Source organism: Streptomyces sp. CB02400, assembly GCF_001905725.1.
Lineage (GTDB): Bacteria > Actinomycetota > Actinomycetes > Streptomycetales > Streptomycetaceae > Streptomyces > Streptomyces atrovirens.
This window is the reverse complement of the sequence record NZ_LIWB01000012.1, coordinates 152998-170120: the sequence shown is the minus strand read 5'-3', so window position 1 is coordinate 170120 and position 17123 is coordinate 152998. Positions and strand designations below refer to the sequence as shown.

The 17123-nt window shown below is 74.1% G+C and carries 15 protein-coding genes; 9 read left to right on the top strand and 6 right to left on the bottom strand.

Translation table 11 applies throughout. The annotated features are described in order from the left end of the window. Positions 1-8: 8 nt before the first annotated feature. On the bottom strand, positions 9-1073 hold the full coding sequence (locus tag AMK33_RS26605) for an MGDG synthase family glycosyltransferase (RefSeq protein ID WP_073935582.1): 1065 nt from the start codon (positions 1071-1073) through the stop codon (positions 9-11). A 236-nt stretch (positions 1074-1309) separates the two neighbouring features. Here AMK33_RS26605 and AMK33_RS26600 point away from each other — a divergent pair, with 236 nt between their 5' ends. The 5 genes from AMK33_RS26600 (at position 1310) to AMK33_RS26580 (ending at position 7001) form a co-directional block, all read left to right on the top strand. Next, a complete protein-coding gene (locus tag AMK33_RS26600; protein ID WP_073935495.1) occupies positions 1310-2143 on the top strand; it encodes an SDR family NAD(P)-dependent oxidoreductase in 834 nt (277 codons plus the stop codon). A 13-nt stretch (positions 2144-2156) separates the two neighbouring features. After that, positions 2157-3059, top strand: a complete 903-nt coding sequence (locus tag AMK33_RS26595; protein WP_073935494.1) for a DMT family transporter — start codon at positions 2157-2159, stop codon at positions 3057-3059. Positions 3060-3118: 59 nt separating this feature from the next. Then, a complete protein-coding gene (locus tag AMK33_RS26590; RefSeq protein WP_073935493.1) occupies positions 3119-3907 on the top strand; it encodes a polysaccharide deacetylase family protein in 789 nt (262 codons plus the stop codon). Positions 3908-4136: 229 nt separating this feature from the next. Next, on the top strand, positions 4137-6200 hold the full coding sequence (locus tag AMK33_RS26585) for a SpoIIE family protein phosphatase (RefSeq protein WP_073935492.1): 2064 nt from the start codon (positions 4137-4139) through the stop codon (positions 6198-6200). Positions 6201-6239: 39 nt separating this feature from the next. Next, positions 6240-7001: a ZIP family metal transporter gene (locus AMK33_RS26580; protein ID WP_073935491.1), complete on the top strand. Its 762-nt coding sequence runs from the start codon at positions 6240-6242 to the stop codon at positions 6999-7001. A gap of 235 nt (positions 7002-7236) precedes the next feature. Here the strand turns inward: AMK33_RS26580 and AMK33_RS26575 are convergent, their stop codons facing one another. Continuing rightward, complete coding sequence (locus tag AMK33_RS26575; protein WP_073935490.1) at positions 7237-7923, bottom strand: TetR/AcrR family transcriptional regulator; 687 nt, start codon at positions 7921-7923, stop codon at positions 7237-7239. Between the two features lie 194 nt (positions 7924-8117). Between AMK33_RS26575 and AMK33_RS26570 the strand changes: the two genes are divergently transcribed. Continuing rightward, on the top strand, positions 8118-8993 hold the full coding sequence (locus AMK33_RS26570; protein WP_073935489.1) for an NmrA family NAD(P)-binding protein: 876 nt from the start codon (positions 8118-8120) through the stop codon (positions 8991-8993). Here AMK33_RS26570 and AMK33_RS26565 read toward each other — a convergent pair. Both AMK33_RS26565 and AMK33_RS26560 read right to left on the bottom strand, forming a co-directional pair. Beyond that, positions 8982-10082, bottom strand: coding sequence for a P1 family peptidase (locus tag AMK33_RS26565; protein WP_073935488.1), 1101 nt, complete (start codon positions 10080-10082; stop codon positions 8982-8984). The genes AMK33_RS26570 and AMK33_RS26565 overlap by 12 nt on opposite strands. Positions 10083-10160: 78 nt before the next feature. Beyond that, positions 10161-10529, bottom strand: coding sequence for a transglycosylase family protein (locus AMK33_RS26560; RefSeq protein ID WP_073935487.1), 369 nt, complete (start codon positions 10527-10529; stop codon positions 10161-10163). A gap of 164 nt (positions 10530-10693) precedes the next feature. On the opposite strand from AMK33_RS26560, the gene AMK33_RS26555 reads away from it, so the two are divergent. Continuing rightward, positions 10694-12073, top strand: coding sequence for an erythromycin esterase family protein (locus tag AMK33_RS26555; protein WP_073935581.1), 1380 nt, complete (start codon positions 10694-10696; stop codon positions 12071-12073). Here the strand turns inward: AMK33_RS26555 and AMK33_RS26550 are convergent. Together AMK33_RS26550 and AMK33_RS26545 are read right to left on the bottom strand one after the other, a co-directional pair. Further along, positions 12053-12487: a DoxX family protein gene (locus AMK33_RS26550; RefSeq protein WP_073935486.1), complete on the bottom strand. Its 435-nt coding sequence runs from the start codon at positions 12485-12487 to the stop codon at positions 12053-12055. The two genes, AMK33_RS26555 and AMK33_RS26550, sit on opposite strands and share 21 nt — an antisense overlap. Positions 12488-12628: 141 nt before the next feature. Next, entirely contained in the window at positions 12629-15604 is a 2976-nt protein-coding gene (locus AMK33_RS26545) for a glycosyl hydrolase (RefSeq protein WP_235618207.1), read from the bottom strand. Between the two features lie 500 nt (positions 15605-16104). Here AMK33_RS26545 and AMK33_RS26540 point away from each other — a divergent pair, with 500 nt between their 5' ends. Then, complete coding sequence (locus tag AMK33_RS26540; RefSeq protein ID WP_073935485.1) at positions 16105-16380, top strand: hypothetical protein; 276 nt, start codon at positions 16105-16107, stop codon at positions 16378-16380. A 99-nt stretch (positions 16381-16479) separates the two neighbouring features. Continuing rightward, positions 16480-17106: an SAM-dependent methyltransferase gene (locus tag AMK33_RS26535; RefSeq protein WP_073935484.1), complete on the top strand. Its 627-nt coding sequence runs from the start codon at positions 16480-16482 to the stop codon at positions 17104-17106. The last annotated feature ends 17 nt before the right edge of the window (positions 17107-17123 follow it).

The following is a 17123-nucleotide window of genomic DNA, read 5'->3' as shown; positions in this document are numbered from 1 at the left end:
GCGCCCGGTCACTCGAAGGTCAGGCCGGCGAGTGCGGTCACCCGGGCCATTACGTCTCCCCGGAAGAGCTGTCGCCCGCGGTCGATCCGGTGCTCCCGGTACGGGCCGTCCGCCGACAGCCGCCGCAGCGCGCGCAGCAGGGCGGCGGTGTCCGCGGCGGTCTCCGAGACGCCGAGCGCCGCCATCCGGCGTACGCCCTCCGCGCCGTGGCCGGGCAGCGGACGGTAGCCCACCACGGGCAGCCCGCAGGCCAGTGCCTGTACGGCGGTCTGGCCGGCGGCGTTGTCGACCAGGACGCGGGCCGCCCGCAGCAGGCCGGGCATGTCGGTGACCCAGTCCGGTACGAGCGTGCCCGGCAGCCCGGCCAGGCGGGCCCGCAGGCGTTCGTTGCGGCCGCACAGCACGACCGGGAGGAAACCGGCGGCGGCGAGCAGCCGGGCGGTCCCGTCCAGCTCCGAGGCCGCGCCCCAGGCACCGGCGGACAGGACGACGGGCGGGCGTCCGGGGGCGTACCGCTCGAAGCGCCGCCGCCATTCCGCCGCTCCGGCGGCCGGCGCGAAGAAGCCGGGTGCCACGACCGGTCCGGCCGTCTCGACGGGCACCGCGATGCGCCGGCCCACGTCCCGCGCGGCGTCGTCGGTGAGGCAGAGGTACAGGTCGTTGCCGGGGTGGAGCCACTGCCGGTGGACGGCGAAGTCGATCACGAGGACGGCGCTCGGGGGCCGCAGCCGCCCGCGGGCCCTCAGATGACCGGTCAGCTGAGCGGCCAGATGGAAGACGGGGACCACCACGTCGGCGCCCGTGCGCTCCGTGAGGTCCGTCAGGCGGCGGCCCGCCAGCCGGGCGAGGGGGATGCCGCTGGGGCGGTGCCGCGGGCCGGGGCGCAGCAGCGCCCGGTAGAGGCCCGCGTACATCCAGGGATAGTGGCGCACCGACGACTGGTAGAAGCGGCGCAGCCCGGTTCCCAGGCCGTGCGGGAGCAGCCGCAGGAGGTCCACGACCTGCGCGTCATGGCCTTCTTCCCGGGCTCGGCGGGCGAGTTCGCGGGCCACCGTGTCGTGGCCGGCTCCCATGCTCGCGCTGACGATCAGCAGTCGCAGCCTGCCGTCCGCCGGCGCGTAGCGGCGGGGTACCGAGGACGGTGAGTGCACGGGGTGGTGTGTCTCCTGCGCTGCGCCGGTGAAACACTCTCCCGCGCGTTTCGGCGGCCGGACCGGGGATACTCCGGGGTGCCCTCCCCGACGAACGCCGGAAGCAGCCGCGGACGGCGGTCCTCCGGGCGTTCACCCTCGCATCCGAGGTGCAGCCCATGTCTCACGCTTCCCCTGTCGGCACGGCCGACGTGTCGTTCCCCCGGACGTCCGTCGCGGTGCCGGGAGCCCCGGCCGGCGGCGCCGGGCGCCCGCGCGCGGCGCTGGTGACCGGCGCCTCCTCGGGCATCGGCGCCGCCGTGGCCCGGCGGTTCTCCGCACGAGGGTGGCGTCTCGTCCTCGACGGGCGGGGCGCCGAACGCCTCCGCCGGGTCGCGGAGCGGGCCCCGGCGTCTCTCCTTCCGGCGGATCCGACCCGGCCCGGCGCCGAACGGGAGCTGACCCGGTTCGTCCTGGGGCACACCGGTCGTACGGACCTCCAGGTGGCCGGTGCCGGTGCCGGCTGGGCCGGGGACTTCACCGCCGTGCCCCCGTCCGCCCTGGAGGAGGTCGTCGAGGTCGATCTCCCGGGCACGGTGCGGCTGGTCCGGCAGGTGGTGCCGCACATGGTGGAGGCCGGTTCCGGGCGGGTGGTGCTCGTCGGGTCCGTGGCGGGGGCGGCGGGTGTGCGGGGGGAGGCCGTGCACTCGGCGGCCAGGGCGGCGCCGGACGTCTTCGCCGACGCTCTGCGGTACGGGCTGCGCGGCAGCGGTGGCTCGGTCGGCCTCGTGGTGCCGGACGTGGTGGACACGCCGTTCTTCGAACGGCGCGGTCTCCCCTGCCGGCGGTCGTGGTCCGGTCCGGTGCCGCCGGAGCGGGTCGCCGGCACCGTGTGGAGCGCGGTCTCCCGGGGGCGGGACGAGAGCTGCGTCCCCGGCCGGCTGCGTCTGCCCGCCCGGGTGCGCGGCGCGGCGCCGGGCCTGTACCGGCGGCTCGCCGCCGTGTTCGGCTGAACGGCGTCCCGGCGTGCTGGTCGTCGTCCTGGCCCTGCTGGCGGCACTGTCCAACGCCGCGGCCTCGGTGCTGCAGCGGCGGGCCGCGGCGGACGAACCGGAGGGCGGCGCGGGCGTGCGCCAGGCCGTTCGCTGGCTCGGGAAGGTGCTGCGGCGGCCCTACTGGGTCGCGGGGGCCGGGATGCTGGCGCTGTCGACGGTTCTGCAGGCGGCGGCTCTGGGCGTGGGCAGTCTCGCGCTGGTCCAGCCGCTGATGGCCGCCGAGCTGCTGTTCACCCTCGTCGTCGGCAGCGTGGTCTTCCACCGTCGTCCGGACCCCCGGACCTGGCTGGCGTTCGCCGCCCTGGCCGCCGGGCTGGCGGTGTTCCTGATCTCGGTCGCCCCGACCGCCGGCCGGTCCACGGCCTCCGCGGGGCGGTGGCTCATGACCGCGGGGGCGGTGCTGGGCGTCGTCGTGGTGCTGGTGGTGACGGCCCGCGCGGTACGGGGCGCGCCCCGCGCGGGGTTGCTGGGGCTGGCGTCCGCCGTGTCGTTCTCCCTGACGGCGGCGCTGCTCAAGGAGGTGACCGGCAGGATTCCGGACGGGGTGGGGGCCGTGCTGGGGACGTGGCCCGTGTACGCCACCGCCGTCGCCGGTGCCGTCGCCTTCCTGTTGCTCCAGAGCGCGTTCCGGGCCGGGACGCTGGCGGCGTCCCAGCCCGCCCTGACCCTCGGTGACGCGCTGACGAGCGTGGCGCTGGGGTGGGCGCTGTTCGGGGAGCAGATCACGCTCGGTGTGCGGGTGGTGCCGGCGGTGCTCGGCGTGGCGCTCATGGGGGCGGGCACCGTGGGCCTGGCCCGCGCCCCGTCGGTCTCCGGAAGCTGGGACGCGGCGTCGCGGCGTCCGGGTACCGACTCGCCCCGGCCGGTGCCGTAGGCGCCCCGAACCGGCGCGGCCGTCTCTCATGGACTCTCGTGGAAAGGAGCCGGAAGCCGATGTCCGTGTCCCGAGGCCCCTCCCCCGCCCGGCGGGCGGCGGCCGTGCTGGCTCCGGTCGCCGCCGTCGCCGCGGCGCACATCGCCCCCGCCGCGACCTGGCTGCCCGTGGTGCGCCGCCGTCTCCCGCGCCTCGCCGGTGTCGGGCACCCCGCCCATGTCGCGCTGACCTTCGACGACGGGCCCGATCCCGGGTCCACCCCGCGCTTCCTCGACGCGCTGGAGGAGCTCGGGGTCCGGGCGACCTTCTTCGTCCTGGGCGAGCACGTCGTACGGCATCCCTCCGTGGTCCGTGAGACCGTCCGCCGCGGACACGAACTGGCCGTGCACGGCTGGAGCCACGACCGTCCCTGGCTGCCGGCCCCGGCGGACGACGTGCGCGGCCTGGTGCGGGCGGCCGGCGCGGTGCGGGAACTGACGGGCCGGCGCCCCCGCTGGTACCGCCCCCCCTACGGGGTCCTCACCTCCGGGCGCTGGGCCGCCGCCCGTACGGCGGGCCTGCGGCCGGTGCTGTGGACCGCCTGGGGCCGGGACTGGACGGCCGAGGCCACCCCGGCGTCGGTGCGCTCGGCCGTCGCGGCCGGTCTGCGCGGCGGCGGCACCGTCCTCCTGCACGACACGGACAGGATGTCGGCGCCGGACTGCTGGCGGGCCGCGCTGGGCGCCCTCCCCGGCATCGTGAACGGCTGCCGGGAGGCGGGCCTGTCGGTCGGCCCGCTCGCCGAGCACGGGGTGCCTCCGGCGGTGAGCGCTGGCCGGCACCCGCCCGGCGCGGACGGGCCACGGTGACGGACCGGTGCCCGTCGTACGGGAACGGGGGCCGCAGGAGGTCCTCGTCAAGTCAGGGGAGGCTCTGGCGTTTGGATGCCTTCGCAGCAAATTAGGCATATTGTCCGCATATAAGCGATGTTCGGTGCGGCCGGTGTGATGCGGCCTCGTCGGGGCCGGCGGCGCACGGCAGCCGTTACGGCGCACCGGCGGCCGGCCGGGAAGTCGGTGGGGCTCAGGTGGGCGGCTGATGGAAACCGCGATGGCTGCCGTGGTGCGGGAGAGCGGCGCGTACGGCGGGCTGCTGTACGTGCTGCCGCCGGGCGAGGACGCTCTGTGGCTGGTCATGGTGGCGGGGGCCCCGCACGAGCTCGCGACTCCGTGGCGGCGGGTCGCGCTGACCGATCCGATGCCGGTGGCGGACGCCGTGCGCGAGCGGCGCCTGGTGTGGATCGGCGGGCAGGAGGAGCTGGCCCGTCGGTACCCGCGGCCGGCCCTCGTGCTGCCGTACGACTTCGCGCTTGCGGCCGCCCCGGTCACCTCGGGCCCCACGGTCCGGGGCGGGCTGGTGCTGCTGTGGCCCGGAAACCATCCACCGGAGCTCAGCCCCGACGAGCGCGCCGCCGTCGAATCGGGCTGCCGCCGCCTGGGCGGCCTCCTCCAGGAGTCCGCGGACCACGGCGATCCGCTGCCGCCCACCGGCCGGCCGCGGACCCTGCCCCTGCCGTCGGGGAGCACCGCCCCGTTCGGCGAGGCGGCCGCGGTCACGGCCTTCGTCGACCGTCTGCCCGGAGGGTCCTGCGCGCTGGACATGAACGGCCGCATCACCTTCATCACCCCTACCGCCGCCGACCTCCTCGGCGCCGGTCCGGACGAGCTGGTGGGCGCTCTGCCCTGGGAAGCGCTGCCGTGGATGGACGTCCCCCAGGTCGAGGACCGCTACCGGGCCGCGCTGGTCAGTCATCAGCCGCAGGCGTTCACCGTCCTGCGTCCCCCGGACACGTGGCTGACCTTCGAGCTGTACCCGGACGCCTCCGGCGTCAGCGTCCGCGTCACCGGCACCGATCCGTCCGAGAGCGCTCCCGCGCCGCCGTCCGCGCCGGCCGCCGGTCCCAGCCGCGCCATCCTGCTGTACCAGCTGATGCAGCTGGCCGCCACCTTGACCGAGGCCGTCGGCGTACAGGACGTGGCCGACCAGACCGCCGACCAGCTCCTGCCCGCTCTCGGCGCTCAGGGCATGGTGCTGATGGCCCCCGACGACGGCCGGCTGAGGATCCTCGGCCACCGCGGCTACAGCGCCGACATCATCAACCGCTTCGACACCGTCCCCCTGAGTCCGGACATCCCCGCCGCCAGGGTCCTGACCACCGGCGTTCCGGACTTCTTCACGAGTTTCGCCGAGCTCCAGCGCGAGTACCCGGAGATGACGCACGAGGACGGGATGGCCGCCTGGGCCATCCTGCCGCTGATCGCCTCCGGCCGACCCCGGGGCTCCCTGCTCCTCGCCTACCGCCGGCCCCGCTCCTTCCCGCCCGGTGAACGCGCCGTCCTCACCTCGATGGCGGGTCTGGTGGGGCAGGCCCTGGACCGCGCCCGCCTCTACGACACCAAGGACAACCTCGCGCACCGGCTGCAGTCCGCCCTGCTGCCGCACACGCTTCCCGACGTCCCCGGCCTGAAGGTCGCCGCACGCTACCTTCCGGCGGCCCAGGGCCTGGGGGTCGGCGGCGACTTCTACGACCTCATCCGTCTCGACGAGCACACCGCCGGCGCCACCATCGGCGATGTGCAGGGCCACAACGTGGACGCCGCGGCGCTCATGGGCCAGGTCCGTACCGCCGTCCACGCCCACGCCACCGTGGGCTCGGCCCCCGACCAGGTCCTGACCGGCACCAACCGTCTGCTCACCGACCTCGAGCCGGGCCTGTTCACCAGCTGTCTCTACGTCCACCTCGATCTCGCCACCCGCCGCGCGTGCGCGGCCACCGCCGGCCACCCGCCGCCCCTGCTCCGCCATGCCGACGGACGCACCGAAATCCTCCCGGTTCCCCCCGGTCTCCTCCTCGGCATCGAGCCGGACTCCCGCTATCCGGCCCTGGAATTCACCCTGCCGGCCGGCTGTGTGCTCGCCCTCTACACCGACGGGCTCGTCGAAGCTCCCGGAGTGGACCTCGACGACGCCACCGCGGCCCTCGCGGGGCTCCTCGAACACGAGGACCCGGCCGACCTCGACGCCATGGCCGACACCTTCATCCGCCACGCCCCCGCTCCCGGCGACGACATCGCCCTGCTCCTCATCAGCCCCTGTGACTGACGCGGCGAGGAGGCGGCCCGTGGCGGGTACCGGGAGCGCATGACACAGGTGCTTCAGGCGGGTTGGTGGGGACTGGTGGCGGGCTCGGCGCTGCTGCTCGGGGCGGCGCTGGGATACGGGCTGCGGGTCCCGCAGAAGGTGATCGCGACGGTCATGGCCTTCGGTGCCGGGGTGCTGCTGTCGGCGGTCAGCTTCGAGCTGGTCGGGGAGGCCTACGACCAGGCCGGACTGGCTCCCACGGCGGTCGGCGCGCTGGCCGGCGCGGTGGCCTACACCGCGGGCAACATGTGGCTGGCCCGCCGCGGCGCCCGGCACCGCAAGCGCTCGGGGCACCGGCGGGAGCAGGCGCAGCCGTCGGAGGGGCAGCAGGCCGGCTCCGGCCTCGCGCTCGCCTTCGGGGCGCTGCTCGACGGCGTCCCGGAGTCCGCGGTCATCGGTGTGAGCCTGCTCGACGGCGGAGCGGTGAGCCTGGTGACCGTGGCGGCGGTGTTCATCAGCAACGTCCCCGAGGGGATGTCCAGTTCGGCCGGCATGAAGAAGGCCGGGCGCGGCAGGGCCTACGTCTTCGGGGTGTGGGCCGCCATCGCCGCCGCGAGCACCCTCGCGGCGGTCCTCGGCTACACGGTGATCGGGGATTTCTCCCCGGCTGTGATCGCCGCCGTGACCGCGGTGGCCGCCGGGGCCATCCTCGCGATGATTGCCGACACGATGATCCCCGAGGCGTTCGAGGACGCCCACCTGGCCATCGGTCTGGTCACCGTGAGCGGCTTCCTGGTCTCCTTCGCCCTCTCCCACGGCTGAGGCCCGCCGCTCCGTCTTCCGTTCACCGGCTGTCGGTCAGACCACCGGTGACGGCGACGAGCTGCCCGGACGGGTCAGGCAGTCGCCGGGGAACCGCTGTCCCGCCAGATCGAGCACGGTCCATACGGGGCCGGGACACACCACGTCGGCGCGAGTTTCCCAGGGCCCCGGTACCGCCGGACCAGGTATCACGGACGGCCCTCCGACGTCGCTTCAGGACCTGGGCGCTGCCGGGTCAGCGGCGCAGCCATTCGTCGAGGAGTGCGGCTTCGGCCTTGCTGAGGCCGGGCAGTTCGGGCAGGAGGGTGCGGAAGGCCGCGACGACGGCCGCCGGGTCCCGGGTGGGGACAGCGGGTTCGTCCACGAGGATGGCGCGGGTGATCGCGTCGAAGGCGGCGTCGGCCAGGTGCGGGTCGCGTTGCTCCGGTGGCAGGGTCAGCAGGGTGTGGACGGTTCCGACCCCCGCCGCGCGGATGAGGCCGACGGCGCGTTCCTCGCTCACCCGCAGCCGTCCGGCGGCGGCGATCCTGCGCACCCGTTCGGCGAGGACCAGCACGCCCTTGACCTGTGCCGGGGTGTCCCGCGCGCGGGCCGGGTCGAGCAGCAGGCCGTAGACGTACGGGTGGGCGAGGCCGAAGCCGATCTGCGTGTTCCATCCGGCGCGGAGGTCTTCCACCGGGTCGTCCGAAGGCGCGGTGGCCTGTTTGCTCGCCACATGGTCGGCGAAGACCTGTTCCACGGCGGCGACCAGCAGGTCGTCCTTGCCCTGGAAGAAGCGGTAGAGCGCGGGAGGCTGCAACCCGGCTTCCTGGGCCACGCGGCGCGTGGTCACCGCGGCGGGTCCCTGGTCGCGCAGCAGGCCGGCCGCGGCCTTCACGATGCGGTCCCGTGTGATGTCTCGCCGCTGCGTGTTCGGTGCCATGGGGACGATGGTATCGCCCGCACGTGACAGGCGATGTTACCAACGATATCGCCGTCCTCATCGTCGTAAGGCTCGCTTCTGACTGCGGTCAAGCGGCCATTTCCTCGGTGCGCGCACGAGTTCGCTTCCAGCGTTAGTATCAGTGTTATCGTCATTTCCGTTCCATTGGAAACACCATCGGACGGGAGTCAGCCATGCTGATCGTCACGGGAGCCACCGGCCGCCTCGGGGCACTGATCGTCGACCGCCTGCTGGAGCGGACACCGGCAGACCGGATCGGCGTCAGTGTGCGCGACGTGCGCAAGGCCGCCGGCCTCGCCGAGCGCGGCGTCCGGGTCCGGGCGGGAGACTTCACCGAACCCGGCGGCCTGAAGCACGCCTTCGAGGGCGCCGAGCGCGTCCTGGTCGTCTCCGCGGCCATCCGGGGTGACGGCGCGGCGGCCGCCAACGGCGCCGCCGTCGACGCGGCGCGGGAAGCGGGCGCCCGGCGCATCCTCTACACCAGCCACCAGGCCGCCTCGCCCACGTCGCTCTTCCCGCCGCAGAGGGTCCACGCGGCCACCGAGGAGCACCTCGAGCGGCAGGGAGTCCCCTGCACCGCCCTGCGCAACGGCTTCTACGCCGCCACCTTGAGCCACTACATCGGCGCCGCGCTGGAGACCGGCACACTCGCCGTGCCGCAGGACGGCCCGGTGTCCTGGACGGCCCACGAGGACCTGGCGGAAGCCGCGGCCCTCGCCCTGACCGAGGACGGGGCGCTCGAGGGGATCACACCTCCGCTGACGGCCCCGCACGCACTGGACTTCGCCGACGTCGCCGAGATCCTCGGCCGCATCACCGGACGGACCGTCACCCGAGTCGTCATGGACGACCACGAGTGGATGTCCGCGGCGGTCGCCGGCGGGATGCCGCGGCCGGCCGCGGAGTTCGCCCTGACGATGTTCACCGCATCGCGCGAGGGCGAGTTCGACGTCGTCGACCCGACGCTGGAGACCGTCATCGGCCGCCCCGCGAAGACCGTGCACGGGGTCCTGGAGGCAGTCGTACGCTCGCTGCGGTCAGCCCGGTGACCGCGGTCCGGCGCACTCGCCGGGCCCGAACGGGCCGGCCGTGAGGGCGGAGAGAAGGCGGTCCGCCGGGAGGGCCGGTACGGTCCGGCCGCCGAAGCCGGTGGTCGTCTCCGCGGCGAGCAGGGAGTTGAGCACCGCCTCCTCGACCCCGTCGAGGACCGCTTCGAACAGCGGCCCCAGTCCGGCGTCGGCCACGGGCACGCCGGTACCCGGTCGTGTGCTGAAAGCCACGGCGTAGTCACCGCTGCCGTGGCTGTAGGCCGCGCCCGAGCGGGCCAGGGCGAACACCGCGCGGCGCGCGGCGCGGGTGAGCTGCCGGGCGTCGAGAGGGGCGTCCGTGGCCACCACGACCATGCAGGAGCCGGTCTCCCCGTCCGGCGCCGGATCGTCCGCTTCGAGGCCCATCGACCCGGGCGTGACGGTGCGGCCCAGGACGCGCAGCGTGCCGCCGAAGTTCGCCTGCACCAGGACACCCACGGTGCACCGTCGTCCTGCCAGGTCCGGCGTGCGTGAGGCGGTCCCGACGCCGGCCTTGAACCCCAGGGCGACCGTGCCGGTTCCCGCGCCGACACAGCCCTCGGCGACCGGCCCGCCGGACGCCGCGTCGAGGGCGGCCCGCACATGCTCCTCGTGGACGGGCCGGGCGCGGATGTCGGACAGGAAACCGTCGTTGCACTCGCCCACGACGGGGTTGAGGCTGCGCACCTCCTCGCATCCGGGCCGCTCCAGCACCCAGCCGACGAGGGCGTCGGCGACGCGGAAGGCCGACAGCGTGGAGGTGAGCAGCACCGGCGTCTCCAGCGTGCCGAGTTCGGCGAGCTGGGTCGTGCCGACGAGTTTGCCGTAACCATTGCCGGTGAACACCCCCGCGGGCAGCGGTGTGCGGGGGCCGACGGCGTCGGGCACGACGGCGGTGACTCCGCTGTGCACGCCGGGGGGCCGGCGGACGGTGGTGTGGCCGACGCGGACACCCGGCACATCGGTGATCGCGTTCAAGGGCCCGGTGACGCCGCGTCCGATGACGATGCCGAGGTCACGGGCCCGGAGCCGGGTGCCCGGTGCGGACCGGGGGTGAGCCGGATGTTCCATGGGGTGGACGTTACGCGGCCCGACCCGCCCGGGGAACGCCTCCGGCCGGGTCACCGCTCCCCGCCGCGGGGCGGGGGGTCAGGCGCAGGACCAGGCCGACATCCCCTGGAGCCGGGCCAGGCGTCCGGCCACGGCGATCTGTTCCTCGCGGGTCGCCAGGTCCGCACGCGGGGCGTACTCGAGTCCCCCGGCCGCGACCCAGCTCGACTGCGTGAACTGCAGGCCGCCGTAGTGACCGTTGCCGGTGTTCGCCTGCCAGTCGCCGCCGGACTCGCACGCGGCGATGGCGTCCCAGTCGGCACCCCGGGGAACGGACGGGGACGACGCCTTCGCTTCGGCGGTCGCGGCCAGGGCGGCCGCGGCGACCAGGACGATCACGGCGGCCCTGAACCGGCTCCCCCGCGAACTCCGTACCTCACCTATGGGGGTATTTCGTCCATGACTCATGGAGAACTGTTACACCGTGCCACCGCGCGACGGCTCGTCGACGGCCGTCTCCTTGCCCCGGACGGGGTACGTGGTGGTCCGCCTCGGCGACATTGGTCCGGCCGGGTGACCTTCGGAGCGCGGCCCGACGCCCCGGCGGCGACGCTGGCGTCATGGCACCCTTCATGACAAGGCGGCCGGCCGCCGCACTGCTCGTCTGGCTCGCCGTCGTCCCCGGGACGGTCGCGGCGGCCCCGGCCGGCGGGGACACCGGGGCCTCGGACGGATCTCCCACGGCCGCCGGCGATGTGCTGTCACCCCTCGCGGAGGCCGCCCGTCCGCTGCGCACCACCGAGCCCTCGGGCCCCTTCGAGGACCTGCGCCCCTTCGGGAAGGCGGTCGGTGACGCCGTGGTGGTCGGCATCGGCGAGGCCGCCCACGGCTCCCACGACTTCGTCACCTTCCGGCACCGGGCGCTGCGGTACCTGGTCGAGGAGAAGGGCTTCCGCTCCTTCGTCCTGGAGGCCAACTGGAGCGCGGGGCTCCGTCTGGACGACCACCTGCTCACCGGGCGCGGCGATCCCGTCCGGATCATGGCCGAGGAGTTCCGGGACGCCTTCCTGCTGCTGCACAGCCAGGAGTACCTGGACATGATCCGCTGGATGCGCGCGTACAACGTCGCCCACCCCGACGACCCGCTCAGGTTCGCCGGCAACGACAGCGGCTACGCCGGCCCGGAGCTGTACGACCGGGTCGTCGGCCACGTCCGACGCGCCCACCCCGACCTGCTGCCCGCCGTCACCGGCCTGTACCGGGGGCTGCGCCCCACCCTGCCCGTCGACGCGTGGATGCGCGCCGCCATGACCGCTCCCCTGGACGAACGCCGCGCACGGGCCGAACGCACCGGACGCGTCCTCGCGCTGCTCCGCGCCCGCGAACCCGCCGGTACGGACGACGAACACGCCCGGGCGGTCCAGCACGCCACCGTCATCGACCAGGTGGCGCGCCTGTACGCCTTCGACCTCTCCGACCCCCGGACCGGGCCGAAGGCCATGGCCTACCGCGACACCGTCATGGCGGAGAACACCCTGTGGTGGCACCGCCACACCGGCCACCGACTCGTGCTCGGCGGGCACAACAGCCACCTGTACACCAGGAGTTCCACCCCCGCCCTCCCCCTCACCCAGGGAGCGGTGCTCCGGCGGCGACTGGGCGACGGATACCTGGCGGTGGGGCTCTCCTTCGACCGGGGCGCCGTGCACGCCACCGGACAGGGCCTGCAGAACCCGGCCGACCAGGACGTCGGACGGGTCGAGGTGGAGCCCGCCGCTCCCGGCTCGGCCGAACACGTCCTGGACCGGGTGGGCCACCGCGACTGGTACGCCGACCTGCGCACCGCGCCGCCCGCCGCCCGCGCCCTGCTGGACGTCACCCGGCCCAAACGGGAGATCGGCACGGACTTCCCGCCGCCCGGGGACCACATCAATCTGCTGAGGTCGGCGGACCTGGTGGTGCATCTGGACGAGATCCGGCCGAGTCGCGTACTACTCCGGCCCGGAGGGTGAGGGCGCGGTGCCGCCGGGGCGGAGCAGGCCGGTCAGGGACAGGGCTCCCGGACCGAAGAAGACCAGGAGCAGGAAGCCCCAGCAGAACAACGCCGGTGACAGGCCGCCGTTCTGCAGCGGGAACAGACCTTCCTTCTGGTGTTCGGTGAAGTAGGCGAAGGCCATGGCTCCCGAGCTGAGGAACGCCGCGCTGCGGGTCCCGGCTCCGAGGAGGACGAGGACACCGCAGACGAGCTCGATCACACCCGCGTACCAGAACGGCCAGTCCCCTGTGGGACTGGCCTTCCGGTCCAGCACGCCGAAGAGCGTGGCGGCGCCCTCGCAGGCGAACAGCAGGCCGAGGACGATGCGGAACAGGCCCAGAACGAGCGGTTGACTGCCGTCCAGCCGGTCGCTCAGGCGTGCGGTGCTCATCGTGGCCCACTCCTCGCGTCGGTCGGTGCAACGTGGAGGGCCGGCGCCGTGGGTGGCGCGCGGGGGGCCGTCCGCTCTTCTCTTACGTGCGGGCCGGCCCGACGGTTCAGCCGGGCACACCGCCGGTCCGCGCCCGGACGGTCAGAGGGTGCTCTGCGCGTACGGCACCAGCTTGACCGGCCCCATGAGTCCGTGGTCCTGGCGGGCCAGGGAGCCGAAGACCTCCGGACGGGTCGTCCTGAGGCGGTTCACGAGCGGCGTCGCCACCTCGATCTCGATCGTGTTCTCGCCACGCCGCAGCAGCGGTCCCACGTCGATGACGGGCGACATCCGGTCGGCGGGGCCGGACGCCTCTCCGTTGACCGTCACCCGGAAGGTGTCGCTCACCTGCCCCAGGTCCAGGAAGGCACCGTGGTCGGAGGTCCAGTCGCGCGGGAGCACGACGGTGGTGCGGTAGCGGCCGATGCCGGCCGAGTCCGCCAGTTCGGGAATCCTCGACCAGGGCAGCAGGGCGTCCAGCACCAGCTTCCTGCGCACCTTGTCGGTCCGGGTGGCGTCGGAGCCCGGGACCCAGTCCTCCACTTCGAGGTGCCACCGGTCCGGCTCGATCGCGGCGGGCACGGACCGGAAGGTGGTGGTGACCGTACGGCCCTGGGACAGCTCCGTCCGGTACGTACCCGCCGTACCGGCCCGCACGGTGAGCCCCTCCCGGGTGAACAGCACCTCGTCGGCGTCCGAGGAGACGGCGTGCGGACGGTTTCCGTTCCGGTCCCCGAAGAGTCCGGGCCGCCCCAGCGCGACGATCGTCGCCTGGCCCGGCCGGAGCGCGACGCGCAGGGTGATCTCGTCGCCCTTCTGCGTGTACCGGCCCACCCGTACGGCCTTGCCCGTCCAGGGGTCGAGGAGATAGGGCACCGCCCGGCCGCCGCGGGTGCGGCGCAGGGTGACGTCGTGGTCGATCGCGGCGACGGGCGGCTTGACGGTCTCGGCGTGCTTGCCGTTGCACAGGTAGTAGAAGTCCGCCTCCTTCGTCACGCGGTGCGCGTTGAGGAGCGTCGAGGAGGCGGAGTAGCGGACGTCGGGGCTGACGCCGAGGGCGGTGAGGGCGTCACCGACCGCGGGCTTCTCGGTGACCCGGACCACGTTGGGCAGGGCGAGCAGCCGGGCCAGCACGTCCCGCAGCCGCTCCGTCTCCCCGGACTCCGGGACGCCCGGCGTGAGCGCCTGGTCGAAGGCGCCGAGGAACACCATGGGCAGCCCTGCCTCGGCGAAGCGGAGCAGTTTGCGGGCGTCGGCCAGGGCGAGGGTCGGGGTGGAGCCGTAGAAGAAGTCGCCCTCGACGAACAGCGCCTTGTAGGCCGGACCGTCGGGGGCCAGACGGCCGCCGGACACCCTGGCGTTCGGCAGGTCCAGCAGCGGACCGCTGAGGAACTGGTGGGTCCAGCCGAGCGGGACACCGGTCGAGGTGAACCAGGACGCGCCGATGCCGGTGGCGCTGTAGCCGGTCTGCCGGTAGACGGCGACGTCCGCGCGGACCGTGCCGGCCTGGAGGACCTGGTGCACACGGCCGAGGTAGCCGGAGATGTCCTCGACGTGCCGCCAGGTCGGCTGCCTGGGGCCCCAGGACTCGCCGTAGCCGGGGCTGCCGTTGTAGGGGCTGAAGGCCGCGAAACCGGGCCACTGCGCCTCGGGGGCCTTGGCGTAGGAGAAGCCGTGCAGGACGGTCTGGTTGACGCCCGCCGCGTAGGCGCCGCCCATGGTGCGCAGGACCCGGTCCCAGGTCGTGCTGTAGGCCGAGCCGTTGTACGCGCCCGACTCGCAGGACAGCACGGTGTGTCCGGCCATGTCCCGGCCGCCGGCCAGGCACCGGTAGTCGTCCAGGTTCTTGAAGCCGAGGGACTCGCCCTCGGCGATGTCGAGGATCGCGGCGGACTCGATGGTGTCGGTCTGCAGGCCGTAGGGCTGCGAGCGCAGGGTCATGCCCAGGCCGTGCGCCCAGTCCCGCAGCGCGCGCAGGTGGTGACGGTTGAACAGGTCGGAGACCGTGCCCCAGAAGTCGTGCCTGATCTGCCGGGTCAGCTGGGCCTCGAAGGCGAACACCTGGTTGCTGTCGTCCAGGACGAGGACGGGCAGGTGGGGCAGGAGCGGACGGCCCGTGCGCTTCTCGAACTCCTGCGGCAGCCGCTCCGTCCAGACCAGCCCTTCGGTCTCCATCTCCACGGAGTCCTCGAAGAAGGCGCCGCCCGCCGCTTCCAGCAGGCGCCGCAGGGAGCCGGTCAGGATCCGGCGCTCCCAGAAGTCCGTGACGGCGGTGGTGCCGGCCGCGCTGAAGTGGTCGACCACGTAGGCGGCGGGGGCGGAGTGCGGTCCGGACTCCGGCTGCTGGCCCGAGCCCCGCTGCCAGTAGGAGATCAGCACCCACTCGCCCTCGGCGGGCGCCGTCCACGTCAGGGCGCCGTCGGTGACCTCGGCGGTCAGGTCGCGGACGCTGTCCGGGTCGAGCCCGGTCTCCTTGCGCGTGGAGTTGGCGGTCTCGACACGAGCGGCCTGGACGGCGAGGAGACGCGCACGGGTGACACCGGGGGCGGCCTCGTGCACGGGCGGGGGCACCGGGCCCTCGTAGGTGGCGCCGCCGGCCAGCGGGACGCGGCCGTGGACGAGTTCCTTGGCCGCGGCCTCGTCGTCGGGGGTGACGCCGGGGACGGCCACGGGCCAGCTCGGGCCGAGGGTGATGTCCACGGTGAGGCCGCGTCTCGCCGCCCGGCGCAGGGCCGCCTCGACGCCGTCCCGCCAGGGCCCGCCGCCCCAGCCGTGACGGGCGGTGTCCAGCAGCGACTTGTCCTCGATGCTGTGGTGGACGGCGGCGATCTCGACCCCGCCGAAGCCCGCGTCCGCGATCTGGTCGATCTCGCGGGCTATCTCGTCCGGGTCCACGAGACCGTCCGGCCACCACCACCGGAACTTCGGACGCACCGACCGGGCGGGGGCGGCGAACCAGTCGGCGGCCGGCCCGGCGCCGCCGGCACCGGGAAGCGCGGTGGCGCCGGGTGAGGCCGCGCCGAGGGCGGCCGCGGCTCCCACGGTCACCGCCGTGGCCAGGACCGTGCGCCTGGTCATCCCGCCACGCTGCGGGACGGATTCGTCGTACATGAGTGCACCCCAGTAGAAGTTCACATGCATTGAATCGTTTCAATATCTCTGAATGCGGGAACGCTAAACCGCGCGCCACGGACGGGTCAAGATCCCTGACACCGGGCGTTCTTCGGAACTCGTGGTGCACGCGGGCGACATCGACGGGCGCGAGACCGGCCGACGTGGGCTGCGGCAGGACACCGGGTGGGCCGGCCCGGCCTGACTCCGTGTCTCCCCCGTTTGCGGATGCACCGGTTCAGGGGCGGTGCCGGCGTCCGCTTCCGGGCCGGCCGGGACCGCGCGCTGTGGCGGCCGGCCTTCCGGGGCCGCCGGCATCCGGACCCGGACGGGGGCGCGCCCTTCGCACACACCGTCAACTCCGCCCGGCTCAGCGGTGCTTCGGTGCCGGAGTGTTCGCCTCTCACGGACCACGTCCCCGGTGCCGTGCGCGGACGTGCCACAGCCCGCCGCCGTAAGGTGCGGTCATGACATGGAGCGAGGCGGAGTACGTCGACTACCTGGAGGCCGAGCGGCGCGCCTTCGCATGGGTGATGCGGCACTACGGGGGTCTGACGCCGGCAGAAGCCACGGAAGCGGCCCTGGAGTGCTATCCGTACGAGCCGGAGGAGCACGCCTACCGCGGTCTGGTCTTCCACGACGAGGCCTGGCACTGGGCGATGCTGACGATCCACGGTGACCGGTACACGGTGGAGCACCCCGAACTCGTCCATCCGCCGGCCGCCTACCGGGCCCTGGAGTGAAGGTCCGCACGGGCGCCTTGCCGGAACGGCAACATCTCTTGGCGGTTCACCGGGGGCCGGACAAGGCTCGGACGCGTTCACCGACAGAAGGAGCCCTCCATGAGTGCCACCGACGCGGTCAAGTTCTGGAACGACGTCTACGCGGCCCGGCCGGCGGCCACCGATCCGCGGCCGAACGTACGCCTGACCGAGACGGTCGCGGATCTGCCGCCCGGCGATGTGCTGGACCTCGGATGCGGCGCCGGTGGCGACGCGCTGTGGCTGGCCCGCCTGGGGTGGCGCGTCACCGCCGTCGACGTCTCGTCCGTGGCGGTCGAGCGCCTCACCGCGCTCGCCGCGTCACACGGTCTGGACAATCGGATCACCGCCCGGCAGCACGACCTGCGCGAGTCGTTCCCGGACGGGGCCTTCGACCTCGTCTGCGCCCACTATCTGCAGACTCCCCTCGACCTGGACCGGGCGACCGTGCTGCGAAAGGCCGCGCACGCCCTGCGGCCGGGCGGGCGGCTGCTGGTCGTCGACCACGGATCGACCGCTCCGTGGTCGTGGAACCAGGACCCCGACGTCCGGTACCCGGCCCCGCGGGAGGTGGCCGCGGACATCGCCCTGGACCCGGCGGCATGGACGGTCGAGCGGGCCGACTCGCCCCGCCGGGTCGCGACCGGACCGGACGGGCGGACCGCCGAGGTCACCGACCACGTTCTGATCGTCCGCCGTACGGCCTGAACCGGACCCGGTCGACA

Coding starts and splice junctions, on each gene's coding strand:
- AMK33_RS26570 (WP_073935489.1), top strand. CDS start 8,118: ATGCTGATCGTCACGGGAGCCACCGGCCGCCTCGGGGCACTGATCGTC.
- AMK33_RS26545 (WP_235618207.1), bottom strand. CDS start 15,604: ATGACCAGGCGCACGGTCCTGGCCACGGCGGTGACCGTGGGAGCCGCG.
- AMK33_RS26600 (WP_073935495.1), top strand. CDS start 1,310: ATGTCTCACGCTTCCCCTGTCGGCACGGCCGACGTGTCGTTCCCCCGG.
- AMK33_RS26605 (WP_073935582.1), bottom strand. CDS start 1,073: ATGGGAGCCGGCCACGACACGGTGGCCCGCGAACTCGCCCGCCGAGCC.
- AMK33_RS26580 (WP_073935491.1), top strand. CDS start 6,240: ATGACACAGGTGCTTCAGGCGGGTTGGTGGGGACTGGTGGCGGGCTCG.
- AMK33_RS26565 (WP_073935488.1), bottom strand. CDS start 10,082: ATGGAACATCCGGCTCACCCCCGGTCCGCACCGGGCACCCGGCTCCGG.
- AMK33_RS26555 (WP_073935581.1), top strand. CDS start 10,694: ATGACAAGGCGGCCGGCCGCCGCACTGCTCGTCTGGCTCGCCGTCGTC.
- AMK33_RS26575 (WP_073935490.1), bottom strand. CDS start 7,923: ATGGCACCGAACACGCAGCGGCGAGACATCACACGGGACCGCATCGTG.
- AMK33_RS26535 (WP_073935484.1), top strand. CDS start 16,480: ATGAGTGCCACCGACGCGGTCAAGTTCTGGAACGACGTCTACGCGGCC.
- AMK33_RS26540 (WP_073935485.1), top strand. CDS start 16,105: ATGACATGGAGCGAGGCGGAGTACGTCGACTACCTGGAGGCCGAGCGG.
- AMK33_RS26560 (WP_073935487.1), bottom strand. CDS start 10,529: ATGAGTCATGGACGAAATACCCCCATAGGTGAGGTACGGAGTTCGCGG.
- AMK33_RS26585 (WP_073935492.1), top strand. CDS start 4,137: ATGGAAACCGCGATGGCTGCCGTGGTGCGGGAGAGCGGCGCGTACGGC.
- AMK33_RS26550 (WP_073935486.1), bottom strand. CDS start 12,487: ATGAGCACCGCACGCCTGAGCGACCGGCTGGACGGCAGTCAACCGCTC.
- AMK33_RS26590 (WP_073935493.1), top strand. CDS start 3,119: ATGTCCGTGTCCCGAGGCCCCTCCCCCGCCCGGCGGGCGGCGGCCGTG.